We start from the raw sequence: 26,696 nt of genomic DNA, 5'->3' as shown, positions 1-26,696 counted from the left end.
TGTTTTAAATTCTCTCGTTAACCGTTATAATAATAAAAAATAGGAATCGTTCTTTGTTGCCTTTTGTCGTTTTGAAGGAAATAGATACATATACATTAATAGGTTGCAAAGTTTCCGGGAAAGGAAAGTAGGGGAGAAGAACATGGGCGTACCCACAGAAGGTGAACCGATCCAAATCCATAGTTATAAGCATAATGGGCACATCCATCGAGTCTGGGAAGAAACTACCGTCTTAAAAGGAACGCAAAATCTTGTGATAGGCGGAAATGATCGGACAGTCGTGACTGAGTCAGACGGCAGAACTTGGATTACGAGAGAGCCTGCAATCTGTTACTTCCACTCTCAGCTGTGGTTCAACGTTATAGGCATGATTCGGGAAGACGGCGTGTATTATTACTGCAATATCAGTTCTCCATTTATTTTTGATGGAGAAGCGCTGAAATATATTGACTATGATCTCGATATTAAAGTTTTTCCTGATATGACGTTTAACCTGCTCGATGAAGATGAATATGAGCGCCATCGTAAAGAAATGCAATACCCTGAGGTAATCGACAAGATATTAAAATATAATGTTGAAAAGCTAAAACGCTGGATCAGGCAAAGAAAGGGTCCCTTTGCGCCAGATTTCATCGACATTTATTATGAACGGTATTTAACCTATCGTCGTTAACCATACAGGGTAGACAAGCATCAGCCTGTTGATTGATTCAACAGGTTTTGTTTCGTGCAGACAGCAAGGCAAGGCTCCATAAGGGGGAACTTTTTAAATGGGCAGCATCCGCAGATACTTAAAATTCGTCAAACCATATCGGCTGCAAATCATTGGAACAATCATAATCGGCATCCTTAAATTCGCGATTCCGCTGTTGATTCCGCTTTTAATTAAATTTGTCCTTGATGATGTGATCGGAAATGAAACACTGGCCAAGGATGAAAAAATAGACAAACTGCTTTGGATAATGGGCATCATGATCGTTGTTTTTGTCGTGCTCAGGCCGCCTATTGAGTACTATCGTCAATATTTTGCCCAGTGGACAGCGAGCAAAATCCTTTATGATATAAGAGACAGACTGTTTACCCATATGCAGAGACTCAGCTACAAATATTACTCCAATACGAGAGCAGGAGAGGTCATCTCAAGGATGATCAATGATGTCGAGCAGACAAAGACCTTCGTGGTTACTGGGCTGATGAATCTGTGGCTTGACGTTGCTACGATATTAATAGCAGCTGCTATCATGTTCTCGATGGATGTCCAGCTTACATTTGTTTCATTGATCCTGTTCCCTTTTTACGCTTTTTCGGTAAAATTCTTTTTCGGGAACCTTCGGAAGCTTACGAGAGAACGGTCACAGGCACTCGCGGGGGTACAAAGCTATTTGCATGAAAGAGTGGCTGGTATCTCGGTCATCAAAAGCTTTGCGATTGAGGATTATGAACAGACACAGTTTGACCAGCAGAATAAAAACTTTCTAACAAAAGCGCTTGACCACACGAGATGGAACGCAAAAGCATTTGCGGTAGTCAATACGATTACAGATATAGCGCCACTGCTGGTTATTGGGTTTTCCGGTTACCAGGTCCTTCAAGAGAATCTGACCATAGGGGAAATGGCGGCTTTCATCGCGTATATCGACAGACTGTATAACCCTCTGCGCAGGCTTGTGAATTCATCAACTACATTGACACAGGCGATCGCATCAATGGACCGGGTTTTTGAGTTCATGGATGAAAAATATGATATCAAGGATTCTCCTGATGCCATTGAACTGAAACAAGTGCATGGGGATATTTCTTTTAGAAATGTAAGCTTCTCTTATGAGGAAAACGGGGAGACGGTTCTAAAGAAATTGAATATAGAGGTTAAGAAGGGAGAAACAATTGCATTGGTCGGCATGAGCGGCGGCGGAAAATCCTCGTTTGTCAGCCTGATTCCAAGATTCTTTGATGTTACCGAGGGTGAGATTCTCCTCGATGGTAAGGACATCCGTTCGTTCAAGGTCCGTTCCCTGCGCGATAAAATTGGCATGGTTGCGCAGGATAATATTTTATTCAGTGAATCCGTCAAATCGAATATCCTTTTAGGAAGGCCGGGAGCTAGTGACGAGGAAGTAATTCAAGCTGCAAAAGCTGCAAATGCCCACGATTTTATTATGAATCTGCCAGAAGGCTATGATACGAAAGTCGGGGAAAGGGGCGTCAAACTTTCCGGAGGCCAAAAGCAGCGAGTCGCGATTGCGCGCGTATTCCTGAAGAACCCGCCAATCTTGATTCTTGACGAAGCAACATCAGCGCTTGACCTTGAGAGTGAACATCTTATTCAGGAAGCAATCGAGAAGCTGGCAAAAGACAGGACAACATTCGTTGTAGCCCACCGTTTGTCCACGATTACACATGCCGACAGGATTGTCCTGATCGAGCACGGGGAAATCGTCGAAGACGGCAGCCATGATCAATTGATCGCAAAGCAGGGCGGCTACCATAGACTCTTCCAGGTCCAACAGCTTGAAAGTTAAATTATCCACCAAAAACCGAAGCTTTTCGCTTCGGTTTTTATTTTGCTTATTATACTACATCTATTCCCCGACATTGTTCGGGGAATTTTTTATTGTATAGGAAATTTTAAAAGCATTTTTGTGTGAATAACTACATGTGGGTGTCTTAATCCAACTCCAGCGCTTAGCCCCTCGAGATGCTTGTCTAGTGTCGCCTCCTAGAAACTCCGAAACTTCAACTCCGCCGGCAGAAGCAAAAAGCGCTTCTTTGTCGGAGTCTCCAGTTTCTGCGTTTCTAAGCAGTCGGCTATACTTTTCGAGTTCGGTCCTGCCAATGAAGTCAAAGAACGACTTCAATGTCAGGCCCTCCCAGGCTGCTAGATCCGCCAGCCACAGGATAAGGAAAGCTTCGAAGCGAATCAACGCACGACCGAAAGCGGTAGCTTTTGGGAGGACGTGGCGTCATAGGCGGGCAGCGCTTGTCGGGGCTCAACGAGGCGCTTGCGCTTTTTGTTCTTCTAAGAGAGATTCACTGGAAAAAATATTACTTCCTCCGCATTTCTATAGTGTCGTAATTTATCAGCTTTTGACATACAAATAGTACCAAATGCCTAAAATTATTCTAAATTATTATTATATTTAAATAATTAAGAAAAATCAGTAGACTATCCTGGTGCATTTAATATAAAATGTTTAACACAGACATAAGTCATTTTTATTCAACAATAATATTTCGGTAATAGAAAGGAGTAGAAAAGTGGTACATGCTCCGGTTTTAGATGTAAAAAACTTAAGGACATCATTCATCACTAAAGATGGAGAGATTCCTGCAGTCGATGATGTAAGCTTTTCAGTTAACAAAGGAGAAATCCTTGGCATAGTCGGAGAATCGGGCAGTGGAAAGAGTGTTACTTCCTTATCAATCATGAAGCTGATTCCCCAGCCTCCAGGAAAAATTGCTGGAGGAGAAATCCTTCTGAATGGGGAAGACCTTGTTCACGCTTCTGAAAGGAGAATGCGTGAAATCCGCGGAAATGAGGTCGCGATGATTTTCCAGGAACCGATGACTTCGCTGAATCCATTATTCACAATTGGTGAACAGCTCGTTGAGGCTCTCAAAATACATAAAAAGCTCGGCAAAAAGGCTGCTTATCAGCAGGCTGTGGAGATGCTTAAACTTGTCGGGCTGCCAAGGGCAGAACAAATCATTAAGGAATATCCTCATCAGCTGTCAGGAGGAATGAGACAGAGGGTCATGATTGCAATGGCACTGAGCTGCCACCCGCGGCTGCTCATTGCGGATGAACCGACAACGGCGCTTGATGTGACCATCCAGGCGCAAATTCTGGCGCTGATGAAGGATCTGAACGAAAAGCTCGATACAGCGATTATCATGATCACCCATGATCTCGGTGTTGTCGCAGAGGTTTGCCAGCGTGTCGTTGTCATGTATGCCGGGAAAATCGTGGAGGAAGGATTGGTCCAGGATATTTTTAAAAATCCGAAGCATCCTTATACGCTCGGCCTCCTAAAATCGATCCCGGATATCAGGGATAAGCAGGAAAGATTATACTCCATTCCTGGTAACGTTCCGAAGCCAGGGTCAATTAAGGTCGGTTGCAGGTTTGCGGCTAGATGCGAATTTGTCATGGAAAGATGCCTGGGCGAAGATCCTGAACTCTATGAAACTGGCAGGCCAGGCCATACTGTTCGTTGCCTGCTGCATGAGAAGGAGGGAGTAGCCAATGGCCGAAGTACTGTTAAAAGTTGATGGATTAAAAAAATATTTCCCTATTAACGGGGGAATCCTTGGCAAGCAGACTGGAAGCGTCAAAGCTGTTGATGATATCAGCTTTTGGGTGAATAAAGGTGAAACACTTGGTCTTGTTGGTGAGTCAGGCTGCGGGAAATCAACTACTGGCAGAATGTTGATGCGTCTGATCGATCCGACAGAAGGGCAGGTCGTTTTTGAAGGAAAAGATCTTGTGACCCTTTCGGACAACGATATGCGCAAGGCCCGCAAAGATATGCAGATGGTCTTCCAGGATCCATTTGCCTCACTGAATCCAAGGCATACAGTTGAGAAAATCCTCGAGGAACCTTTGATTGTCCATGGAATCGGAACCAAGAAGGAACGCAAGCAGATGGTCAAGGAAATGCTTGAAGTAGTAGGTCTCAGCAGCTACCATGCCAAAAGGTATCCACACCAGTTCAGCGGCGGACAGCGCCAGCGGATCGGGATTGCCAGGGCCCTGATGACAAGGCCGAAGCTAATCATAGCCGATGAACCTGTGTCCGCACTCGATGTTTCGATTCAATCACAAGTACTGAATCTGCTGGAGGACCTGCAAAAGGAATTCCAGTTGACTTATATTTTCATAGCCCACGACCTTGGAGTGGTAAGGCATATTAGTGACAGGGTAGGGGTCATGTATTTAGGAAGACTCGTAGAGATCACGGAAGCCGAGAAGCTGTACGAAAAGCCGCTCCATCCGTACACGAGAGCCCTGCTTTCAGCGGTACCGATCCCGGATCCTGATGTAAAAAGGGAACAGGAGCTGCTGACAGGGGATCTCCCCAGCCCGGCGAATCCACCGCAAGGATGTGCATTCCATACAAGATGCAAGGAATGCATGGAAATCTGCAAGACTGATAGACCTGTATTGAAGGAAATTGAACCTGGTCATTTTGCTGCCTGCCATCTATATTCCTGATAATCAGGAATTATTTCATTCCAGGAAATCTGGAATCGATTTTCATTCCAGACAGGAATGTCTGCAGGGAAAACAGCATAGATGATAGATATTATGGACTGGATATATAAAACCAGTCCGAAAAAACAAGGGGGAAGAATATGAAAAGGCGTTTTGGATTAATGTTTTTTGCTTTTATCCTTATCCTTAGCTTAGGGCTTGCCGGCTGTAATAATGAATCCGGCGGGAAGAAAACTGGCGGTGAGTCTGGTTCTGATGGTGGATCATCATCCGGTGGAACTCTTGTATTTGGCCGCGGCGGCGATTCCACATCGCTTGATCCGGCTGTAACAACTGAAGGTGAAGCTTTCAAAGTAACAAAGAACATCTACGAAACTCTCATCGAGTTCGGTGAGCAGGATACAGAGATCCACCCGGGTCTTGCAGAAAGCTGGGAAGAGTCTGAAGATGGTTTGAAACATACACTTAAACTTCGTAAAGGTGTTAAATTCCATGACGGCACTGACTTCAACGCTGAAGCTGTAGTCTTCAACTTCGAGCGCTGGAAGGCCGGCAATAAAGAACAATTCTACTACTATAACTCACAATTTGGTGACGTAATCAAGGAAGTTAAGGCAGTGGATGAGCATACAGTTGAATTCACATTGAACCGTATTCTTGCTCCATTCTACAAAAACCTTGCAATGTCTCCATTCGGGATTGCAAGCCCTGCTGCAATCGAGAAGCATGGTGATAAGTTCATTGAAAATCCAGTAGGAACTGGACCATTCAAGTTTAAAGAGTGGAAACGAAATGACAGAGTAACACTTGTGAAAAACGAAGAATATTGGGAAGAGGGCCTTCCAAAGCTTGATGAAGTTATCTTCCGTGTGATTCCTGAAAACTCTGCACGTTTGAATGCATTGAATACTGGTGAAGTGGACATTATCGATGGAGTGAACTTCAGTGATGTCGAAGCGATTGAAGGAAATGCAGACCTGCAAACCTTCTACCGTCCTTCTCTGAACGTTGCTTACCTGGGATTGAATAACGAACGCGGGCCTATGAAAGACAAAAAGGTTCGCCAGGCATTGAACTATGCGGTCAATAAGCAAGCGCTCATCGATGCTTTCTATGCTGGTGCTGCTGAGCCTGCGAAAAACCCAATGCCGAAATCGGTAGCTGGCTACAACGATGATGTAGAAGCTTATGAATACGACCCAGAGAAGGCAAAGGAACTTCTTAAGGAAGCTGGATATGAAGATGGTTTTGAAATGGAACTATGGGCAATGCCAGTTGCAAGACCTTATATGCCAGACGGAAAGAAAGTTGCTGAAGCACTTCAGAAAGATTTTGCTGAGGTTGGCGTAAAAGCAAAAATCGTTTCTTATGAGTGGGCAACATATCTAGAAAAAGCACGTATGGGTGAAGCAGATACATTCTTGCTTGGCTGGACTGGTGATAATGGTGATGCTGATAACTTCCTGTATGTCCTTTTAGACCAGGATAATATCGACAGCAATAACTACGCACGATACGCTAACCAGGAAGTACATGACCTATTCATTAAGGCTCAGTCTACAAATGACCAGGCTGAACGTGAAAAACTGTATAAAGAAGCTCAATTGTTAATTAAGGAAGATGCTCCTTGGATTCCGCTTGTCCACTCTGAACCTGCACTTGCAGGAAGAGCAGACGTTACTGGCTTCAAGGCACATCCAACAGGTTCTGACCTGCTTGCAACGGTTGAATTCAAAAAATAATGCATCAGGAAAAGGGAGAACATATGCATTCTCCCTTTTCTCTTGATAAGAAAAGTATATTTTATAATGCAACAAGAAAAGAGGTGGGAAGGTGTTTGCCTATTCTGTCAGAAGGATTTTTTCACTGATTCCTGTACTATTGGGTCTTTCACTTATTGTATTTTTTATGATCAGAGCGATACCTGGCGATCCCGCCCAAGTCATTCTCGGGCAGCTGGCCACTAAAGAAGCAATTGCAGATTTAACAAGAGAGCTAGGGCTTGACCAGCCATGGTATGTACAGTATTTGACTTATCTTGGAGGGCTGCTGACGGGTGATTTAGGAGAGTCTTTAAGGACGAAATCAGCGATCAGCAGTGAAATCTTACCTTATCTGGCGGCAACGATGGAATTGTCTTTTGTTGCAATGTTAATTGCGATTGTCATTGGAGTAAATGCCGGAATCATCAGTGCGTGGTTCCAAAATTCCTGGTTTGATTACGGGGCGATGATCTTTGCGCTTATCGGTGTATCGATGCCGATATTCTGGCTGGGTTTAATGGAACAGTGGCTGTTCGCCATCAATCTTGATATCCTGCCGACTTCCGGGCGTGAAGAAGTGCGGAATCCGGTCGATGCAATCACCAACTTTTATATCATTGATACTCTGATCCAGGGGCGTACCGACCAGTTTGTCGATGTCCTGAAGCATCTAGTGCTGCCTGCGATGGCGCTGGCAACCATCCCAATGGCCATCATTGCGAGAATTACTCGTTCCACGATGCTAGAGGTGATGAGGTCAGATTTCATCAGAACGGCAAGGGCTAAGGGGTTGAGCATGTTCTGGGTTGTCTATAAACACTCATTGAAGAATGCTGTCATCCCTGTATTGACTGTCATTGGTTTGCAGACAGGCCTCCTGCTTGGAGGGGCTATCCTGACAGAAACTATCTTCAGCTGGCCGGGAATTGGCCGCTATATCTACGAGGCGATCAATTATCGTGATTATCCGGTTATCCAGTCTGGAATACTTGTCATTGCCTTGATTTTTGTAATGATCAACCTGGTAGTTGACTTATTGTACGCAGCAATTGATCCTCGGATCAAATACCGTTGATGGAAGGGGAGAGAGCAGATGGAGATTTCAACTCAAAAACAAATACAGCCGCCAACCGTGCAGGTAGAGGAAAAAGTGGCGTCTCCCTGGGCAGAAGCATGGTATAGCTTCAAAAAAAATAAGCTGGCTCTAGTAGGTACAGTAATCGTATTGTTTTTTATTTTGCTGGCGATCTTCGCTCCTTTAATAGCACCAGAAGGAATCAATGAGCAAAAAATGGAGGTTCGTCTCCAGGCTCCTTCAGCAGATCACTGGTTTGGTACGGATGATTTTGGCCGAGACATTTTATCAAGAGTTATTTATGGAGCGAGGATTTCTTTATGGGTAGGAACATTTGCCGTAATGGGATCCATTGTTATAGGCTGTTTGCTGGGAATCCTTGCAGGATACTACGGCAGATGGGTCGATACAATCATTTCAAGAACATTTGATATTATGCTGGCATTCCCAAGTATCTTATTGGCTATAGCAATTGTAGCGGTTCTTGGACCTTCGCTGCGGAATGCGCTGATTGCGATTGCGATTATCAATATTCCAAACTTCGGCAGGCTGATCCGTTCCAGGGTACTCAGCGTAAAAGAGGAGGAATACATCATGGCAGCCAAGGCGGTAGGTATGAAGGACAGCAGGATTTTGTTCCAGCATATCCTTCCGAACAGTATGGCGCCAATCATCGTCCAGGGCACGCTGGCGATTGCCACGGCAATCATTGAGGCGGCTGCGCTTGGATTCCTCGGATTGGGTGCGGACGCGCCAAATCCGGAATGGGGAAAGATGCTGGCAGATGCGAAAGACTATATGATTCAAGCCCCATGGACCATGATTTTCCCAGGTCTGGCAATCATGCTGACAGTATTGGGATTTAACCTGATGGGCGACGGACTCAGGGATGCATTGGATCCTAGAATGAAGAGTTAGTGCAATGATATGCAACAGGAAAAAGCAGCTGATGAACCAGCTGCTTTTAAATTTCTGTATTTTGATCCATCGTTACATTGCTGTCATCTTTATGGTAGGACTGGAAGCTGGTGACGAGAGTATCCAGATGCTCCACCTGCTCGCCATATTCCATGATGATCGACACGAGCTGCATGACATGATACAGCATCTGGCTGTTCGTTTGAGCCAGTTCATTTCTCTGCGCTAAAAATAATTCAAACAGCTGCTTTTTGTTCAGGCAAACCTCACCCTCGATATAGGATGCTTCAGGTCTTACTTTGCCGACGTACTTTAGCATCACCTGCTCATGATGGTTGATCAGGCAATCCAGCTGATGCTGGATGACTTCCTGGAATTCAACAGGAAGCTGGTTGAATTCATTCTCATAGCGGTGAAGCCTTTTTAGCGTCTCAAGCGATTTTTTAACCGTGGTGATCATCTGTCTGTAAATGACAAGCTTGCGTGATTTAGCAAGAGGGTTATTTTTAAAATAATCCCGTTCTTCCTTATACATCATATACAGCTGATCTAGCTTGATGATACCCTCTCGGAGTTTTTCAATATCTGCCTTCAAAAGCTGATGCTCGGAGGCGTGACGCGTGCTCAGCCTGATCCACTTCGTAATTTCCTCTGATAAAATAGAACTCTTGTAATACAGCTTATTCTCATATTTTGGCGGGAGGAACACAAGGTTCACAATGAATGCCGATACAACCCCAAGCATAATTGTCGAGAATCGGATCAGTGCGAACTGGATAAAATCATCACCAGGGGTCTCCATGATCGCTATCAAAGTAACAAGGGAAAGCGAAATGGTATTTTCCAGTCTCAGCTTAAGGTTTAATGTGATCACGAGTACTGCGGCAAGTCCGATAATGAAGATACTGTTGCCAAATGCCATAACGAATAACACGGCGGTAGCGGCCCCAATCAGATTGCCCTGGATATGTTCAATAATCGATTGATAAGAGCGGTATACAGTTGGCTGCAGGGCAAAGATCGCCGCAATGCCGGCAAACACCGGAGATGGAAGATCGAAAATATGCGATAAAAATAATGCAAGTGTGATGGCAATTCCCGTTTTCAGTATGCGGGCACCAAGTTTCATGGGAAGTGGATTCCTTTCATTCAGAGACAGAAAATCTCATTCATTAATTTATACTTTAAACCATTTTGTTCAAAACTAAACAATTATGTACTATACAACGGATTACCAAGAAGTTCAAGCGACAATTTTACGAAAAATAAGCCTTTTTTTAATGTAAGTGGTTACAAGTCGATTAGAGAGGATTTCCCAAAATCACAATTTCCTGAAATAATACTCAATAATGAGGGGATATTCCTGAAATAGTGAAGGATATTCTTTAACAAGTAGATATATTCCTTAAAAACGAATTATATTCCTGAAAATCAAGAGGATATTCTTGAAAGTTCATCGTATATTCCTGAATCAGAATTATTCTAATCCTGACCAAAATAAATGGCTCCGTCCAAGTGACGGAGCCATTTTCATCAATCATTCAGTTGATACTGCTGGGTCTGCCTGCTCTTTGACAGGAACGACCTGGATAAAGTGATCTTCCGGATGTTCCAGCAGAAGGGCGAGGTCAGCAGCTTCGTTTTCCTGGCCATGGTTTTTGACCATTTCGATGTAGTTCACCAGCAATTCTTTCACATCGCTGATGCCTTTTGGTGAGAGGGTCTCAATGGAAACCTTCGCGCCTTTGGCGATTCGGCGGGCGATGGCTTCTTTTGTCAATCCCATCTCCGGCTGGTGCCTCAGATAAACGACACCGCCTGTCATGCCTGCACAAATCCATGGTCCCGGATCTCCGAGAACGAGTCCGCGTCCGTTCGTCATATATTCAAAAGCAAAGCCTTTGATATTGGCGTTTGTTCCAAGATTCCCGAATTCTTTTTTAGGAATAGGCTTTTTCACCTGACCGCCGATGATCATATCGGCTCCCGATAAACGGATTCCTGCACGAGCATCTGCATTGCCCTGTGCTACGAGCAAGCCTTTCTGCGCCCCGTACCCAAATCCTTTTCCGACGGAACCGTTGTAGAAACCTCCGTCCTTGCCAGGAGATTTTGCGATCAAAATTGCGCCTCCGAATGACGTTTTGCCTACTCCGTCCTGGCCGCCGCCATCAATTTCTATACTGATGCCGTCTGTGTTGTAAGCGCCAAGTCCATTACCGAGGATGGAGCCTTTGTAACGGAGTGAGACTGGCTGCAGCTTTCTGTAGGAGCCGTCAAGACGTCCGCGGACCCTGTGACAGGAAACCCTGCTTGCAAGCACTCGCTGCTCGGCAGTAACAGCCTGGAATTCACGTGACTGATGAAGCTCCTCATCGACAGCATCAAGGTATTCAGCGCCTGCTGCAACTTGAAGCTGTGCAGAAGCAAGGGAGGCGGCAGCTTCTTTTTGATGCGTGATTTGGCCAATTTCAAGCGGCTTCAGTAAATATGTTAAATCAAGCAGATCTTTACCTTTAATTTGTTCAAGCAAGTCTGAACGGCCGACTGCTTCCTGCAAATTCTTGATTCCTGCAGATGCAGCGAGGGCCTTAAGCTCATTTCCAAAAGCAGTGAACAAGTTCATGATGCCCTGGACGGCAAGGTCGAACTGGCGCGGTACAAATCGGCGCAGTCCATGTTCCTTCGCCTGTGCCTCGGAATCGATCTGTGTCGCGATTCCTACATGGCAAGTATCTAGATGGCAGCCGCGGCAAGTTGTACAGCCGATGGCAAGCATTGACAGCGTACCGAAGCCGACGCGGTTTGCACCTAGAAGCATATATTTAATGACATCCTGAGCACTCTTCACACCACCATCAGCCCAGAGCTCGACATTGTCGCGCAATCCGGCTTCAAGCAGGGCGTTGTGTGCGGCTTTGATGCCGATTTCTGCCGGTAGCCCAACATATTGAAGGGCGTGAATACGGGCGGCACCAGTACCGCCATCGAAGCCGCTCAATGTGATGATATCCGCACCAGCTTTTGCGATACCGACTGCGATCGTACCGATATTCGGAACAACAGGGACCTTAACGGCAACGCGTGCCTGGTCATTGGCTGTTTTCAACTCATGGATCATTTGCGCAAGGTCTTCGATTGAATAGATATCATGGTTGTTTGATGGTGAAATCAAATCTGACCCAATCGTGGCATTCCTTGCTTCCGCGATTTTAGCCGTAACCTTCGAACCAGGAAGGTGTCCGCCTTCACCAGGCTTTGCGCCCTGGCCAATCTTGATTTCCAGAAGGTTGGAGGAGTTCAGTAATTCAGCATTCACACCGAAACGTCCTGAAGCCACCTGTTGGCCGCGAGTGCGCGGGTACTTGCCAAGCATATCCTTTATTTCGCCGCCCTCGCCGTTCATGCTGACCATGTTAAGACGGTCGGCACCTTCAGCATAAGCGCGGAAAGCAATTTCATTTTGTGAACCGAATGACATCGATGCGATGACGAACGGCAGGCTGTGGTCGCCAACACCAATTTCAACTTCCTCCGGTGAAACTCCTGAATCACCCTTCTTCAATCCAGTCAAATGACGGATGGTTGTCGGGTTGCTGTCTTCCTGCTCGGAAATTTTCTCGCGGTAAACGCTGTAATCTCCTGTGGAAGCAACCTCGCCAATCGCCTTCCAGATACGAGGGAAGAGGTGGAAGGTTTTGCCGATTCGTTCTTTTTCATTCTGGAAATCTTCTGCTCTTTTTAATGCATCTTCTTTCATTGCTTCGAAACTGTATGCAAGTTCATTGGAACCAAAGAAGTTCACGATCACCAAATAATCTGCTACTTCATCATTCAGGCCAATCGCCGAGAACAAACGTCCGTATCCCCGCAATTCATGGATACCAATAGTAGAAATTACTTTCTCAAGACCCTTTGTCAAGGCACTATATAGGTTAACGAGCGGCTTAACGGACTCATCAAGCACTGTCATGAACATATAGTACGGGCTGACTGCATCGGCACCAAGGCCAAGGGCAACAATGATATCATGCAGCGATCTTAACGAAGCAGAACGCAGCAGGAGTGAGCAGTCGCGGCGCAACCCTTCTTTTACAAGAGCCTGATCAATCGCCGAAACGACAAGGTGCGGATCTAGCCACAGTGCATTTTCCTGATGGGACATTGCGTCGTCAAGCACAAGCAGTGTTTTGCCATCCCTAACAGCAGCAATTGCCTCAACAGCAAGCCTTTCAAGGGCTTCTTTAACGGTTTCATCATTGTGGAAGACCGTTTCGAGATACGCTGCAAGTTTATCATCCTGGTAGCACTGAATGACCTGGTCCATGCTTGGCTGGCCAGTTTCCAATGAAACCTCGTAGCCCGCCTTTCCTTCTACCAAAAGAGGCGTGATCAATTCTACGACTTTACCTGTCTCCGATTTGCCGAAAAGGGTAGGACGCTTGCCGAGAACAGTCCGTGTTGAGAAATGTTCAGCTTCACGGTCGCGGTCTATAGCGGGATTCGTTACGACAGCAACACTTTCTTTGATGAAATCTGCGATATTCTTTCGTTCTGGATTCATCGCAGCAAGCGGCGCGTCGTGTCCGAGCGAGCGGATTGGCTCTGCGCCCTTTTCAGCCATCTGTTCGACAAGCTGAACATGGTCACGCTCCCAGCCAAATGCTTTATATTGTCCGTTATGGATTTTATCCGGATATGTCATTGTAACCGTCTTGCCAAGCTGTGGGCCCCCTAGGCGATGGCGGGCTTCCTGGAAAGCAAGGCGCTCTGAAAAACGCTTGAATACTTCACCCTGGAATTGTTCCATTTCAAATACTTCAATTGTGTCACCATTCCATTTCAGGCCGACCTTCTCGCCTGGTGCAAGAGGTTTTGGTTCACCTGTATACTCGGTTGACGGGATGATTCCCGGCTCTGATGAAAATAGGTATGAGCTTTCTGTGTCTACCATCCAAAGCGGGCGGAGGCCCAGTGCGTCTACACTGAATACCGCTTCATCAGCAAAGCGTGAAATGATGCCAGCAGGTCCCTGGGCGAAATGGCCCCATGCTTCGCGTATATAAGTATATAAATCTTGCAAATGTTCCGGATAAGCTTTGATTTCATTGATGATTGGCGGGAACATCATGTCCATTGCCTCAAATAAAGAATAACCATCACGACAAATAAACGTTTCAATTGTCCGGCTGAGATCCTGTGAGTCACTTCCGTCTTTTACAAGCGGCACATTGACCATGCGCGCTTCATCGCGAAGTCTAGCGATTGTATTGATTTCACCGTTATGGCCAAGGACGCTGAACGGCTGGACACGGAAAAAGCTTGATAGAGTATTAGTTGAATAGCGATTGTGTCCAAGTGTCATGGTGGATGCCACCAGCGGGCTGGCCAGGTCATGATAGTATTTAGGAAGAATGTCTCCTGCGCCCATTACCTTATAAACAGCATGGTATTGGCTAAGGGAGGCCACATGAACCTGATCGTTTTTTTCAAAATCTACGATCATATCAAACAATTTGCCGGAAAGCTCCTGACCTGCTTGGTCTGCAAGGCAAGCGAACTGCCAGAATACAGGGTTTTCCTGAATCGCAATCGGTCCGAGCGCACCAGAATCAGTGACTTCGACTGATGAAAAAATCAGCTCCATATTCTGTTCTGCTAGCTTTGCCTCAAGCTCATCCTGAATTGCCTTTGCCTGCTCCGTCCTTGTGATAAAAACATGTCCGACCACAAAGTTTTCTTTGTCGACGGCATTAGCTTCTGCACCTGCTGCTGCAAGCTTTTCCTTCCAGAGAGTGCGTGGAATGTCAATGTGCACGCCAACGCCATCACCTTCGCCATTGATAAAACCAGCACGGTGGTTCATCGTGACCAGGCCGTTGATACAGTGGAAAATATTCTCGCGCGTAGGGGTTTTCTTCTTTTCAATGCTGGCAACGATTCCGCATGCATCATGTTCGAATCTTGAAAAGTCTTTAAATTGGGAAGGGTTCCATTGTGTTGTCATAAAAATCGGCTTATAAAGGGTTCCTTTAAGCCGGTTCACCTCCTGAAAAAATAATCTATAACTTGTCGTTTGATAGCTTGGTACATGAGGGTATAACCTTAGACGGGAATTTAAAGCAGGGATTTAAAGCGGCCACTTGAATGGCAATCTTAAAATATTAATAGCAATCATATCATAAGAATTTTCAGAAATCAATTAATTATACATTAGTTTGGATGAAGGATTCTCGCGAATGGGGAGATGGGAATAAAACACTCCTTTAAATGTAAACGTTTTCATTTCGAATGATAAAAATAACAGACATCAAACTGATGCCTGTTATGTATAAAAAACTGTATATTTATTCATTGGCCATTGAATAAAATGTCTGGTCAACAGCATGAAGGGTTGCCTCGATGTCTTCCCTTGAATGGGCAATTGTCACGAACCATGCCTCATATTTGGAAGGAGCAATGTTGATTCCTTGTTCAAGCATCAGGTTGAAGAAGCGCGCAAACATTTCGCCATCAGTGTTCTCTGCCTGCTCATAATTCTCGATTTTTTCAGTTGTAAAGTAGATGGTCAATGCACCCTTCAGACGGTTAATCGTGATAGGAATGCCATGCTTGCTTGCTGAAGCAGTGATTCCTTCTTCGAGCATCGTACCGAGCTGGTCCAGATACTCATAGACACCGTCCTGTTTCAATACTTCCAGGCATGCGATGCCTGAGAGGATGGAAGCCGGATTTCCAGCCATTGTACCAGCCTGATAAGCAGGACCAAGCGGTGCCACCTGTTCCATGATTTCTGCACGTCCTCCATAAGCGCCGATTGGCAGGCCGCCGCCAATGATTTTGCCCATAGCCGTCAAGTCTGGCGTAATACCCAGCAAGTCCTGTGCTCCGCCATACATGAAACGGAAAGCAGTGATGACCTCATCGAAAATGATCAGCGAGCCAGCCTGATGGGTAAGCTCCTTCACTTCTTCTAAAAAGCCAGGTTTAGGCTCAACAATTCCGAAGTTGCCGACAATCGGCTCCACAAGTACCGCTGCAATCTGGTCGCCCCATTTTTCAAGAGCTTCCTTGAAAGGTCCAATATCATTGAATGGCACCGTGATGACTTCCTGGGCAATGCTCTTTGGAACTCCCGCCGAGTCTGGAGTCCCAAGAGTGGATGGTCCGGAGCCTGCAGCAACCAGAACCAGGTCAGAGTGTCCATGGTAACAGCCTGCAAATTTGATGATTTTATCCCTGCCCGTATATGCTCGAGCAACACGGATGGTTGTCATAACCGCCTCTGTACCGGAGTTGACAAAGCGGACTTTATCAAGCGCTGGCATAGCTTCCTTAAGCATTTTGGCGAATTTGACTTCATGTGGGGTCGGCGTGCCGTATAGGACACCTGTTTCTGCGGCCCTTTTGATCGCTTCTGTAATATGCGGGTGAGCATGTCCGGTAATGATCGGGCCATATGCCGCTAAATAATCGATATATTGATTGCCATCCACATCCCAGAAGTAAGCTCCCTGGGCACGCTCCATCACGATAGGGGCTCCGCCGCCCACCGCCTTGTACGAACGGGATGGGCTATTGACACCGCCTACGATAAGTTCAAGAGCTTCACTATGTATCCGCTCGGAATTCGTTCTTTGCATCGTAAAACCTCCTACTATATAACTGCTTTTCTATTTTATCATTATTTCTCGTTTTTACAGATTGTTTCACTTTTCGTTCATTTTCAGCGAAAAAAGAAGCCCGAAAGCAGTGAACTACTTTTCGAGCTTAGGCGGCCAGAAAAAGGCCTTTTTGTATTTGTTATAGTGAACGAGCGGTTGTTGTTCCAGCAGGTCTTGATTGATAAAAGGAATGAGCAGCTCTTGGGTGATCTCTGCACTTGCCTGCTGAAGCTCCCATTTTGTATGGTGGATATCCCCACGAACCAGTTTGCTGCTGCGTTTTGTCCACAGACAATATCTTTCTGTTAGCCAATGTTCCAACGTCCCTGGTTTTGCGGAAAATACCTGAGTTTCTGGTATATATCGCAGCTCCATTTTTGCGTTTCCGCCATCAGCCTGTACACGTCTGGAAATCATCTCAAATTGGTTCTTTTCCTGAAAGCTGATGTTTGCTTGTTTATAGTTTAGGCCGAAAACTGCCTTTGCTCCAAGAACTGCAAGTAAGTGATTGGCATCCAGCAAAAAGAAATAGACACCAGTCCTGCCGCCGTATTTTACATATGTCCTCACATTTACCTCTAGGTAAGAACTAACGCCCGGAATGGATGGAGTAAACCTTCCACGGGTATTCTTAACCTGGAAAGGGACAATTCCAATCCATGCGCTGCCGTCAAAAGTGTCAATCTCAAGCTCTTGAGGAACATGCTCCCTTAATGAAGCGGCAGGCACTGGCCAGTGAACAAATAAGGTGTGATGCCATTCCTGTGTCATGACCCATTTCATATCCGGCAAAGGATAGGGGCGGTGGCTCTGGACCAGCAATTCCTTTTCCATTTGATACTCCTCCTTTTTGTGGTTAAAATACCCTTCAACAGCCAGGAGTAATCAGGCATAGCATTTGTTTTAGCCAGAAGGATTGGCTAAACTGTTTGAGTGACCAAAGGAGGAAATATTCATGAACGCGATTGAAGTGAACGGGTTGCGGAAGGAATTCAAGGCTTATTCAAGCCGTTCCGGATTATCGGGAGCCTTCCGTGATCTTTTTACACGTAATTATAAAATCGTTCCTGCAGTGAACGATATCAATTTTAACGTCAAACAGGGAGAAATGGTCGGTTACATCGGCGAAAATGGAGCCGGGAAATCGACAACCATCAAAATGTTGACCGGGATTCTGACCCCGACTTCAGGGAGTGTCATCGTCAATGGCATGAATCCTCACAAGGAAAGGGAAAGATTCGTCCAGACGATTGGGGTCGTATTCGGCCAGCGTTCTCAGCTCTGGTGGGACATCGCTGTCCAGGAATCGTTCCGTTTGTTGAAGAAGGTCTATAAAGTCTCAGACGCTCAATATAATGAGCATATGGATCATGTAATCAAGACACTTGATCTGGAGCCGTTGCTAGATAAGCCTGTAAGAAAGCTGTCGCTTGGCCAGAGAATGCGCTGTGAGCTTGCTGCCGCGCTGATCCATAACCCTCCGCTCCTTTTCCTTGATGAACCGACAATTGGTTTGGATGTGCTTGTGAAATTAAAAATCAGAGAGTTTTTGAAGGAAATCAATGAAAAGTACAATACGACGATCCTTCTCACGACTCATGACCTTACCGATATCGAAGCATTATGTGAGCGGGTCGTCATGCTTGATGAAGGAAACATCATCTATGATGGCGCGTTGAAAAACCTGAAGGAAACGTGGGGCGAAGGGAAGGAAATCAGCTTTGAGTTCCTTGAAAAAGCCGACGTCAGCCGTCTGGAGACTTTGACAGGTGACCTTGATATCAAGTGGGAGCTGGATGAAAGAAAACAGATTTTCACTGCGGTGACAGGGGACGATGAGGAAACGGTATCGCAGGTAATCGCACGTACAGTTGCCGCCTATAAGGTTAGGGATGTAAAAATCAATGAGCCTTCCACAGAAGAAATCATCCGCAATATCTATGATAAAGGGATGACAAAGCATGGATAAATATATCGAAATGATTCGCATCCGATTTTTGATGATGTTGGCGTACAGGACCAATTATTATACAGGGATCTTGATTTACAGCATCAATATCGGAGCTTACTACTTTCTTTGGAATGCGATTTACGGCGGGAAAAGTGAAATCGAAGGCTTGAGTGCGGTCCAAATGACGACATATGTGGCGGTTGCCTGGATGGCAAGGGCGTTTTATTTTAACAATATCGACCGGGAAATGGCGACCGAAATCAAGGAAGGCAAGGTTGCCGTCGAGTTGATCAGGCCATATAACTATCTCGGAATGAAAACGATGCAGGGACTGGGCGAAGGCATATTCAGACTGTTCTTCTTCTCGGTGCCAGGCATGGTCATTGTTTCCTTGATTTTCCCTATGGAGTTTTCAGCAGATGCGGCGACCTGGGGATTTTTCATGATTTCGATTGTGCTCAGCTTTCTCATCAACACACAATTGAACCTGCTGACGGGAATTACCACTTTCTTTCTATATAATAATACAGGCCTGATCCGAGCCAAGCGTGTACTGATTGACTTGTTTTCAGGATTGCTCCTGCCGATCAGTTTTTTTCCTGGATGGGCACAGGATATCATGCGCTTCCTTCCGTTCCAGGGCATCAGTTATATTCCAAGCATGATTTTTACCAATGGATTTACTGGAAGCCAGGCAGTTGAAGGGCTTCTGCTCCAGACTGCATGGGTTTTAATACTGGTGCTCCCGATCCAGATTCTATGGTCCGTTGCTAAAAAACAACTGATCATACAGGGAGGGTGACGAATGTTTTACATCAGCATGTTTTTTCAATATGTCGCCCAGTATATGAAGACTAGGCTCGAATACCGGGCAGATTTGATTGTTGAGATCTTTTCAGATTTATTGTTCCAGGCTGTCAACCTGATTTTTATCCTGGTGGTATTCGATCATACCGAATTCCTGAACGGCTGGAGCAGGGATGAAATCATCTTTATTTACGGTTTTTTCCTTGTGCCTTATGCCCTGTTCTCCGCTTTTTTCAATATTTGGGATTTCAATGAACGGTATATTGTAAAAGGTGAGCTGGACAGGATTCTGACAAGACCGATTCATAGCTTGTTCCAGATCATTCTCGAAAGGATGGAGCTGGAGTCATTGTTCGGGGCCGTAACCGGACTGGCTGTCATGTTTTATGCCGGTAGCCGGCTTGGTCTTGAGATGAGCTGGTCAGATCCTTTCCTGTTCATTTTATTCGTCCTGGGCGGGGTTCTTGTATACGCCGGCATATTCGTGATGATTGCCTGCATCAGCTTCTGGGCAGATGCTCGGACCTCGATCATGCCGATGATGTACAATATTGGCAACTATGGACGCTACCCGGTAGATATCTATAACAAGGCAATCCGGTTTGTATTGACCTGGATTTTGCCATTCGCTTTCGTCGGCGTCTATCCGGCAGCTTACTTCCTGGGCCGCGATGAGTGGTACGGTTACTCATTTTTGACACCAGTGATCGGGCTTGTGTTTTTCAGCCTGTCTGTTTTCATCTGGAATGAAGGCGTGAAAAGATACCGGGGAGCCGGGAATTGAATAGTTTGATATCAAGCTGCGGCCGAGTGTAGGCCGTGGTTTTTTGTTTTGTGGGTAGTACCCGAATTTATTAGCTGATGGATACGTGAAACGGGCTTGTAGTGGGGAAAGCGCTATCCATGGGCTTGATGGAGACACATTTGGGGCCACTCGAAGGAAAAAACGTTATCCATGGGCCCGATGGAGACAGGAAAAGAGGGAATCAGTAGAAAAAGCGCTATCCACAGGCTTGATGGAGACACGAAAAAGAGCCACGCGAAGGAATAGCACTATCCATAAGCTTGATCGAGGCTGGATCAAACAATCCCTCGGCATTATTGAAGGACTTGCTTGCATACTCGATATTTCACCAGCGTATAGTGAAGGGAGAGAAGCAGGAAATGAGGCTTGCGCATGCAATTTTACATTTCGGTCATTTTAATCATTTTAGCGATATTTTTGAGTCTGAGAACATTATTTATTCCTCACAAGATAAAAGGTAAACAGGTCTCGTTCGAGAATTTCGTTACACTTGCCCTGATTTACGCTACGGTAATGGGGGCATTTGGGCTATTGTATTATTTACTGGACCTGAAAGGGATTTGGGTGCTGTCCGATGTGAGCATGCGCCCGAGCACCTCTTCATATGAAAGGATGTCAACGAGTATGTACTTCAGTGCTATTACGTTATTTTCCGTGGGCTATGGCGATATAGCACCGGTTGGAATAGGGAGGGGAATCGCTGTTTTGGAAGCACTCATTGGCTACACGATTCCAGCCGCCTTTGTCACAAGGGCGGTGTTTGACCAGAAAAGATCTTAAGGGTCATCAAATTCTGTCTTATTTGTATTCCGGGCTCAAATTAGTTACGCTAATAAAAATAGAACTAATTTTGGAGGGATACATTATGACACTAGAACTTGGAGGAAAAGCACCGGCATTTGAACTGCCGGCCAGCAATGGGGAAACCGTCAAGCTATCTGATTATGCAGGAAAAAATGTGGTCCTTTATTTTTACCCAAAGGATATGACTCCTGGCTGCACAACGGAAGCATGTGATTTCAGGGATCACCATGAGAGTTTTGAAGGAGTGGACGCAGTTATTCTTGGAGTGAGTCCCGACCCAATCAACCGCCATGAAAAATTCATCGAAAAGCACGGTCTGCCATTCTTGCTTTTGGCTGATGAAGACCACAAAACTGCCGAGGATTATGGAGTTTGGAAGCTGAAGAAGAACTTTGGCAAGGAATACATGGGAATTGAGCGTTCAACCTTCATCATTGATAAGAATGGCAATCTCGTAAAGGAATGGAGAAAAGTAAAAGTGAAAGGCCATGTTGAGGAGGCCCTTGAATATATAAAAGAAAATCTTTAATCAAAGGACAGCCGGGAGAAAGGCTGTCTTTTTGCTGATTTGGCTAAATCTATAAGCTATAATAGGGTATGATAATAAAAAACTATGACCAGTCAGTCATTCTTATTTTTTTAAGTTGGGGAGGCTTTAAGAGTGAAGGAAAAGGAAAAAGCAATCATCGAAGCAGCGATCAAGCTTTATGCGACTAAAGGATTTGCATCCACTTCGATCCAGGAAATTGTTTCGGAAAGCGGGATCTCCAAGGGAGCATTCTATTTATACTTTAAATCAAAGGATGCTTTGTTGATCGCGATTCTTGAATATTATTTTGATTATATACAAAGGAAGCTTGAAGCGTATGAGCAAAAGCAGCTGCCTCCTAGGGAAAAGTTTTCATTACAGCTGGCTGCGTTATTCAATACAATGCTTGAGCATAAAGAGTTCATCATCATGCAATCTAGGGAACAGGCAATTCCGCTGAATGAAGAGGTAAAGGACTTGATGATCCGCAAGTATTATGAAGCCCAAATGTATTATCAAAGAAGCCTTCGTGCTATATATGGACCCAAAGCTGAACCGCATCTTTGGGATTTGGCTCTCATGCTAGAAGGGTTCTTTAACTCATATGTGAAGCTGCTGATTTTTAATCCTGAGGGCTTCAGGATTGATGAATTAGTGGAATATTTACTAAGAAGAGTCGATTCATTAGTGGATGGCCTGGAAGGAGAGGAACCGGTAGCCTCCGAAGAAAAAGTCCAGGAACTTATAAATAAAACAAAGGCGTTCTTCCTGGCGGATGCCCAGGGTATTAAAACGATCCTCAAAAAAATGAAACATACGATCTCCAATCTGGAAAATACCGAAGATTTGAATGTTTCACTGGAAGTGCTTGAAAGTGAAGTGGAAAGGGAATCGCCGCGTATTCCAGTGATCCAGGGGATGTTATCAAACTTCAAGGATGAACAATCGCTGGATGCCTACCGGGAGGCCATTGCAGAGTTTTATGGTCTGAAATGATAAAATTAACCGCCTATTTTTATCAATACAGGCTTCTGTCCATTCATTTTAGCTCTAACTGAATATCATTGTATTAGGGCATACCTCCTCAAACGATTTAGCGGGCTACAATAGCCCGCCTTTTTTTTATTGTAACTAAATGCTTGTAAGTTGTTTAATAGAGTGAAAATTTATACAATTATTTATATGACAATAGAACGAAGGGTTTGGTCTATATGAAAATTTACTCCTCTATTCTGCCTGCTGAGGCTTTGCAGGATGATGTGAAAAAGGAATTTCCGCAAGTCAGCTTTGAGTTTCAGAAAGGGATAAAGGAAGATCTATTTTTGGAAGCTGAAATCTGTCTTACATACGGTGAGGATTTAACTGAAGAACTTATATACAAGGCAGACAAATTGAAATGGATCATGGTCATGTCAGCCGGACTGGATCGGATGCCATTCGCGGCCTGCAAAAAGCGCGGGATTTTGGTTACTAATGTCAGGGGGATCCATAAAATCCCGATGGCTGAATTTACAATTGGCATGATGCTGCAGCATGTAAAGCAAATGAAATCCCTTTTGGCAAATGAACAGACCAGGACATGGGAGCGGAAATTGCCGATGGGAGAATTATACGGCAAGACATTGCTCATTCTAGGTATAGGTGCTATTGGCGGAGAAGTGGCGAGACTGGCGAAAGCTTTTAATATGAAAACAATTGGTGTGAATCGGAGTGGGCGTGAAGCCGAATGGGCTGACGAAATATTCACGATGGAAAACTATCGAGGGGCCTTGCCTCAAGCAGATTTCATTGTCTCAGTATTGCCAAGCACAAGCGAAACAAAGCATTTTCTGGATCTCAGCGATTTTGACATGATGAAGGAAACAGCGGTGTTCATCAATATTGGCCGCGGTGATTTGGTCACGGATGAGGTTTTAATTGCTTCGCTTCAGGAAAATAAGATAGCACACGCGTACTTGGATGTATTTTATGAAGAACCGCTGGAAGAAAGCCACCCATTCTGGACGATGGATAATGTAACGGTAACGCCGCATATTTCAAGTCTTACGAAAAATTATCTGCCACGCTCTTTTGAAATTTTTAAACATAATCTGCATACATATATTAAAAATGGATCGGATTATTTCAATGTAATTGACATGGACAGGGGGTACTAGGGGATGAAGATTTATACGAAGACTGGGGACAAGGGAACAACGTCCCTTATTTATGGAACAAGGGTAGCTAAGAATGATAAACGTGTAGAAGCTTATGGTACATGTGATGAAACGAATTCAATGATTGGGCTGGCTTTAAGTTATTTGAACGGTGAATATTTCAGCGGCAAAGAAGATATGCAGGAAATATTCCATAAAATCCAGACAGCATTGTTCCATGTCGGTGCTGAACTTGCTACACCTTCAGGGAAAAATGTAAAGTGGACTCTTGAGGAAAAAGACATCAAAGAGCTAGAGGCGAAGATTGATGCCTGGGATGCAGCTCTTCCGCAATTGTCGAACTTTATTCTCCCTGGAGGACATCAGGCCGGAGCGGCTTTGCATGTAGCAAGGACTGTAGCAAGAAGGGCAGAACGACAGGCTGTTGAACTGGGCGAAGAGGTTAACCCGCTTGTCCTCTCCTATTTAAATCGACTCTCTGACTTCCTGTTTGTTGCAGCGAGATATGTGAACATGCATCTGGGGTCAAAGGAACAAACTTTGCACCAGGATTAAACAACTGCAGCATTTGTGTATGTTTGTGAAGTAGCAATATTGACAAAAGTGGAATGAAATTAGTACACTATTTATAAATATTATAAAATAAGAATTATAATCTAAAGTAAAGTGAGGTGCATGGCGGTGGTACAGAGTCAGTTAAAAGAAGCCCTGGATACCTTGAAGGATACAGGAGTCCGTATTACTCCGCAACGTCATGCGATACTCGAATTTTTAATAAACTCAATGTCGCACCCTACAGCTGATGAGATATATAAAGCGCTTGAAGGAAAATTCCCGAACATGAGCGTAGCGACAGTTTATAACAATTTGAGAGTATTCCGTGAAGTTGGATTGGTAAAGGAACTGACATATGGAGATGCTTCAAGTCGTTTTGACTTTGTGACTTCCCATCATTATCACGTTATTTGTGACAAATGCGGGAAGATCGTCGACTTCCATTACCCAGGACTTGACGAGGTTGAACACCTGGCTTCCCATGTAACGGGTTTTAAAGTCGGTAACCATAGAATGGAGATTTACGGCACTTGTCCGGATTGCTCCGCGAAGGAAGCTCATTAAACTAACACTGATGGCAAAAGCTATCAGTTTCTTTTTTTAGATCATTGAGCAGGCCGGCTAGGGTTCTTTTCGAAGGATTTCTGAATAAAGATTGCATTTATTGATTGAGAAAGCAACAAAGTTGCGAAAAGAGCCATATAAATAGAACTCGGCTTCCGCCGAGTTCTATTTTTTTTGCTTTCGGTTGTATTGTTCATCAAACTCTTTGCCCTCAAGAGATGGGTCTAGAGTTAACGGTTCATTGCAGTACATGCATATATCTACACGGCCGAGCATTTTGGTCTGTTTGCCACAGTTAGGGCAGACTACTTGGACTGTTTTAGTCGATAACATTCCAATCCAAAAATAAACAACAGTGCTAGCAATGATGAAAAGCAATCCAAGGATCATGAAAATGGTCATGACCAATGGGGAGTTCCGAAAGAAAATGCCTGCGTACATTACGATGAAGCCAATGAAAATCAGGCTCAGCGCAAAGGTGCGGATTTTATTTATTTTATTAGAATACTTAGCCATGGAATTTTCCCTCCCTAAAATCTAACTATATCATATCTTATACGCCAAGGTAATCATAAAAAAGTCTAAACTCATGTCGAAAATTGTCTAGAGAAAATGCAGGAGATCTTATATAATTGTCGAACATATATGCTAACAAACAAATGGAGGAGTTTATTATGGAGGATATCCTTCGTTCGATTTATCAAGAACGTGCAAGCCATCCTAATACTGTAGGAGTAGTGGTGGTCGAGAAGAGGCAAAAAGCCCTCGCCGCCACTGATACTTTTGATGTTATCCTGCTTATTATAGTAAAAGAAAATAATGATCCCGTCTTTGTAAAACATTATTCTTATGAAGATAAAAAAGCAGCGATGCATATAGTGACAGAAAAGCAAATCAATGATTGGCTGTTAATAGGAAATAACAAAAAAATATTTGATTGGCTGTACAACGGGAAGATCGTTTTTGACCGGAATGAACGGATTGCCAGTCTAAAACACGAACTCAGGGAGTTTCCTTTCTTTGGCCGAAAGATTAAGATGGGGATCGAGTTTGCGAAATTAATCAGAAGGTATTCTGATGGGAAAGTACTCTTTGACAACTTCAACTATCTGGATGCTTATAATCATGTGGTCCATTCGCTGCATCACCTGGCAAGGTTAGCGGTCATCGAAAACGGGTTCCATCCAGAAGTCACTGTGTGGCATCAGGTCAAACAGATTGAACCGGAAATATACAAATTATATGAAGAGTTGATTTGCAGTGAGGAGTCCATCGAAAAGCGGCTGGAGCTATTATTCCTGGCCAGTGAATTCCTGATTCATAAAAGAACGAAGGTCGGGTGCCAGCATTTGCTTGAGGTGATGGAGAGTAATGAACATTGGTCATTCAATGAATTGATGTCACATCCTGAGTTGGCACCCTACTCTGTAGACCTTGGTATTCTTGTGGAATATTTAATAGAAAAGAAAATCCTTGATGTAGTCAAAGTCGAAACAAAAGGCCAAGGCATTTTCCACAGATATTATCAATCTACAGAAAAATTATCCTAAAAAAATAAAAAACCTATTGACCATTTAAAAAATACTTGGTATATTAATAACCGTCGCTGCGGAACACAGCAAAAACATTTTCGCGGCAGACGGTTGAAAACTTAAAGTGCTTTTCGGTCGATAACATTTCTTTTTAAAAAGTTATTGACAGAACAAACGCCGGATGTTATATTAGTAAAGTCGCTTCTAGGCGATATGCTAACTAACTTGCTCTTTGAAAACTAAACAAACAAGCGTCAACAAACAATAAATGATCATGTTTCTTCTATAAGAACATGAGCCAACGTTTTAACTTATGAGCTAACTCATAACTCTTTTTTGGAGAGTTTGATCCTGGCTTATG

The 26,696-nt window shown here is 44.5% G+C and carries 22 protein-coding genes; 17 read left to right on the top strand and 5 right to left on the bottom strand.

All coding sequences use genetic code 11. From position 1 onward, the window contains the following. The first annotated feature begins 142 nt into the window (after positions 1-142). The 7 genes from ntdP (at position 143) to J7E37_RS06205 (ending at position 8,968) form a co-directional block, all read left to right on the top strand. Positions 143-673 carry a nucleoside tri-diphosphate phosphatase gene (gene ntdP / locus J7E37_RS06235; protein WP_214783863.1) on the top strand — a complete coding sequence of 177 codons (531 nt, stop codon included), beginning with the start codon at positions 143-145 and terminating at the stop codon, positions 671-673. Positions 674-770: 97 nt separating this feature from the next. Continuing rightward, entirely contained in the window at positions 771-2,519 is a 1,749-nt protein-coding gene (locus tag J7E37_RS06230; RefSeq protein ID WP_215023037.1) for an ABC transporter ATP-binding protein, read from the top strand. A gap of 736 nt (positions 2,520-3,255) precedes the next feature. After that, positions 3,256-4,269, top strand: a complete 1,014-nt coding sequence (locus J7E37_RS06225) for an ABC transporter ATP-binding protein (RefSeq protein ID WP_214783872.1) — start codon at positions 3,256-3,258, stop codon at positions 4,267-4,269. Next, entirely contained in the window at positions 4,244-5,212 is a 969-nt protein-coding gene (locus J7E37_RS06220) for an ABC transporter ATP-binding protein (RefSeq protein ID WP_214783875.1), read from the top strand. Before J7E37_RS06225 ends, J7E37_RS06220 begins: the two co-directional genes overlap by 26 nt. Positions 5,213-5,352: 140 nt before the next feature. Beyond that, on the top strand, positions 5,353-6,954 hold the full coding sequence (locus J7E37_RS06215; RefSeq protein WP_214783879.1) for an ABC transporter substrate-binding protein: 1,602 nt from the start codon (positions 5,353-5,355) through the stop codon (positions 6,952-6,954). Between the two features lie 91 nt (positions 6,955-7,045). Further along, positions 7,046-8,050 carry an ABC transporter permease gene (locus J7E37_RS06210; RefSeq protein ID WP_215023035.1) on the top strand — a complete coding sequence of 335 codons (1,005 nt, stop codon included), beginning with the start codon at positions 7,046-7,048 and terminating at the stop codon, positions 8,048-8,050. An 18-nt stretch (positions 8,051-8,068) separates the two neighbouring features. Next, positions 8,069-8,968, top strand: a complete 900-nt coding sequence (locus J7E37_RS06205) for an ABC transporter permease (protein ID WP_214783885.1) — start codon at positions 8,069-8,071, stop codon at positions 8,966-8,968. 46 nt (positions 8,969-9,014) lie between these two features. On the opposite strand, the gene J7E37_RS06200 is transcribed toward J7E37_RS06205, so the two are convergent. The 4 genes from J7E37_RS06200 to J7E37_RS06185 form a co-directional block, all read right to left on the bottom strand. After that, on the bottom strand, positions 9,015-10,097 hold the full coding sequence (locus J7E37_RS06200) for an FUSC family protein (RefSeq protein WP_214783888.1): 1,083 nt from the start codon (positions 10,095-10,097) through the stop codon (positions 9,015-9,017). Positions 10,098-10,505: 408 nt separating this feature from the next. After that, positions 10,506-14,975 carry a glutamate synthase-related protein gene (locus J7E37_RS06195; protein ID WP_214783931.1) on the bottom strand — a complete coding sequence of 1,490 codons (4,470 nt, stop codon included), beginning with the start codon at positions 14,973-14,975 and terminating at the stop codon, positions 10,506-10,508. A gap of 340 nt (positions 14,976-15,315) precedes the next feature. Further along, entirely contained in the window at positions 15,316-16,611 is a 1,296-nt protein-coding gene (locus tag J7E37_RS06190; protein ID WP_215023033.1) for a glutamate-1-semialdehyde 2,1-aminomutase, read from the bottom strand. Between the two features lie 114 nt (positions 16,612-16,725). Beyond that, positions 16,726-17,466: a YqjF family protein gene (locus J7E37_RS06185; protein ID WP_215023031.1), complete on the bottom strand. Its 741-nt coding sequence runs from the start codon at positions 17,464-17,466 to the stop codon at positions 16,726-16,728. Positions 17,467-17,587: 121 nt separating this feature from the next. Here J7E37_RS06185 and J7E37_RS06180 point away from each other — a divergent pair, with 121 nt between their 5' ends. From J7E37_RS06180 to perR, 9 genes are all read left to right on the top strand, one after another. Continuing rightward, on the top strand, positions 17,588-18,601 hold the full coding sequence (locus J7E37_RS06180; RefSeq protein WP_214783898.1) for an ABC transporter ATP-binding protein: 1,014 nt from the start codon (positions 17,588-17,590) through the stop codon (positions 18,599-18,601). Further along, positions 18,594-19,385, top strand: a complete 792-nt coding sequence (locus J7E37_RS06175; protein ID WP_214783901.1) for an ABC transporter permease — start codon at positions 18,594-18,596, stop codon at positions 19,383-19,385. The genes J7E37_RS06180 and J7E37_RS06175 overlap by 8 nt, the downstream gene beginning before the upstream one ends. A 3-nt stretch (positions 19,386-19,388) precedes the next feature. Next, positions 19,389-20,174: an ABC transporter permease gene (locus J7E37_RS06170; RefSeq protein WP_214783904.1), complete on the top strand. Its 786-nt coding sequence runs from the start codon at positions 19,389-19,391 to the stop codon at positions 20,172-20,174. 393 nt (positions 20,175-20,567) lie between these two features. After that, positions 20,568-20,975, top strand: a complete 408-nt coding sequence (locus J7E37_RS06165) for a potassium channel family protein (protein WP_214783907.1) — start codon at positions 20,568-20,570, stop codon at positions 20,973-20,975. Positions 20,976-21,060: 85 nt separating this feature from the next. Beyond that, positions 21,061-21,528 carry a thioredoxin-dependent thiol peroxidase gene (gene bcp / locus J7E37_RS06160; RefSeq protein ID WP_215023029.1) on the top strand — a complete coding sequence of 156 codons (468 nt, stop codon included), beginning with the start codon at positions 21,061-21,063 and terminating at the stop codon, positions 21,526-21,528. A gap of 132 nt (positions 21,529-21,660) precedes the next feature. Then, a complete protein-coding gene (locus tag J7E37_RS06155) occupies positions 21,661-22,524 on the top strand; it encodes a TetR/AcrR family transcriptional regulator (protein WP_214783913.1) in 864 nt (287 codons plus the stop codon). Positions 22,525-22,739: 215 nt separating this feature from the next. Continuing rightward, positions 22,740-23,684: a D-2-hydroxyacid dehydrogenase gene (locus J7E37_RS06150; protein WP_214783916.1), complete on the top strand. Its 945-nt coding sequence runs from the start codon at positions 22,740-22,742 to the stop codon at positions 23,682-23,684. 3 nt (positions 23,685-23,687) lie between these two features. After that, the gene (locus J7E37_RS06145) at positions 23,688-24,239 is read left to right on the top strand and encodes a cob(I)yrinic acid a,c-diamide adenosyltransferase (protein ID WP_214783919.1); all 552 of its coding nucleotides are present in this window, start codon (positions 23,688-23,690) and stop codon (positions 24,237-24,239) included. 120 nt (positions 24,240-24,359) lie between these two features. Then, a complete protein-coding gene (perR, locus tag J7E37_RS06140) occupies positions 24,360-24,803 on the top strand; it encodes a peroxide-responsive transcriptional repressor PerR (protein ID WP_225650525.1) in 444 nt (147 codons plus the stop codon). Positions 24,804-24,968: 165 nt separating this feature from the next. Here the strand turns inward: perR and J7E37_RS06135 are convergent, their stop codons facing one another. Next, positions 24,969-25,319 carry a YgzB family protein gene (locus J7E37_RS06135; RefSeq protein WP_214783922.1) on the bottom strand — a complete coding sequence of 117 codons (351 nt, stop codon included), beginning with the start codon at positions 25,317-25,319 and terminating at the stop codon, positions 24,969-24,971. Positions 25,320-25,477: 158 nt separating this feature from the next. Here J7E37_RS06135 and J7E37_RS06130 point away from each other — a divergent pair, with 158 nt between their 5' ends. Continuing rightward, positions 25,478-26,353: a nucleotidyltransferase-like protein gene (locus tag J7E37_RS06130; RefSeq protein ID WP_214783925.1), complete on the top strand. Its 876-nt coding sequence runs from the start codon at positions 25,478-25,480 to the stop codon at positions 26,351-26,353. The last annotated feature ends 343 nt before the right edge of the window (positions 26,354-26,696 follow it).

The organism is Bacillus sp. ISL-39 (assembly GCF_018613295.1).
In the GTDB taxonomy this organism is placed as follows: Bacteria; Bacillota; Bacilli; order Bacillales; family Cytobacillaceae; genus Mesobacillus.
Note: the sequence above shows the minus strand (reverse complement) of the source record. Positions and strands in the feature narration are given on the sequence as shown.

Coding starts and splice junctions, on each gene's coding strand:
- bcp (WP_215023029.1), top strand. CDS start 21,061: ATGACACTAGAACTTGGAGGAAAAGCACCGGCATTTGAACTGCCGGCC.
- J7E37_RS06185 (WP_215023031.1), bottom strand. CDS start 17,466: ATGGAAAAGGAATTGCTGGTCCAGAGCCACCGCCCCTATCCTTTGCCG.
- J7E37_RS06170 (WP_214783904.1), top strand. CDS start 19,389: ATGTTTTACATCAGCATGTTTTTTCAATATGTCGCCCAGTATATGAAG.
- J7E37_RS06130 (WP_214783925.1), top strand. CDS start 25,478: ATGGAGGATATCCTTCGTTCGATTTATCAAGAACGTGCAAGCCATCCT.
- J7E37_RS06205 (WP_214783885.1), top strand. CDS start 8,069: ATGGAGATTTCAACTCAAAAACAAATACAGCCGCCAACCGTGCAGGTA.
- J7E37_RS06175 (WP_214783901.1), top strand. CDS start 18,594: ATGGATAAATATATCGAAATGATTCGCATCCGATTTTTGATGATGTTG.
- perR (WP_225650525.1), top strand. CDS start 24,360: ATGGCGGTGGTACAGAGTCAGTTAAAAGAAGCCCTGGATACCTTGAAG.
- J7E37_RS06165 (WP_214783907.1), top strand. CDS start 20,568: ATGCAATTTTACATTTCGGTCATTTTAATCATTTTAGCGATATTTTTG.
- J7E37_RS06215 (WP_214783879.1), top strand. CDS start 5,353: ATGAAAAGGCGTTTTGGATTAATGTTTTTTGCTTTTATCCTTATCCTT.
- J7E37_RS06180 (WP_214783898.1), top strand. CDS start 17,588: ATGAACGCGATTGAAGTGAACGGGTTGCGGAAGGAATTCAAGGCTTAT.
- J7E37_RS06145 (WP_214783919.1), top strand. CDS start 23,688: ATGAAGATTTATACGAAGACTGGGGACAAGGGAACAACGTCCCTTATT.
- J7E37_RS06150 (WP_214783916.1), top strand. CDS start 22,740: ATGAAAATTTACTCCTCTATTCTGCCTGCTGAGGCTTTGCAGGATGAT.
- J7E37_RS06195 (WP_214783931.1), bottom strand. CDS start 14,975: ATGACAACACAATGGAACCCTTCCCAATTTAAAGACTTTTCAAGATTC.
- J7E37_RS06190 (WP_215023033.1), bottom strand. CDS start 16,611: ATGCAAAGAACGAATTCCGAGCGGATACATAGTGAAGCTCTTGAACTT.
- J7E37_RS06220 (WP_214783875.1), top strand. CDS start 4,244: ATGGCCGAAGTACTGTTAAAAGTTGATGGATTAAAAAAATATTTCCCT.
- J7E37_RS06200 (WP_214783888.1), bottom strand. CDS start 10,097: ATGAAACTTGGTGCCCGCATACTGAAAACGGGAATTGCCATCACACTT.
- J7E37_RS06135 (WP_214783922.1), bottom strand. CDS start 25,319: ATGGCTAAGTATTCTAATAAAATAAATAAAATCCGCACCTTTGCGCTG.
- ntdP (WP_214783863.1), top strand. CDS start 143: ATGGGCGTACCCACAGAAGGTGAACCGATCCAAATCCATAGTTATAAG.
- J7E37_RS06230 (WP_215023037.1), top strand. CDS start 771: ATGGGCAGCATCCGCAGATACTTAAAATTCGTCAAACCATATCGGCTG.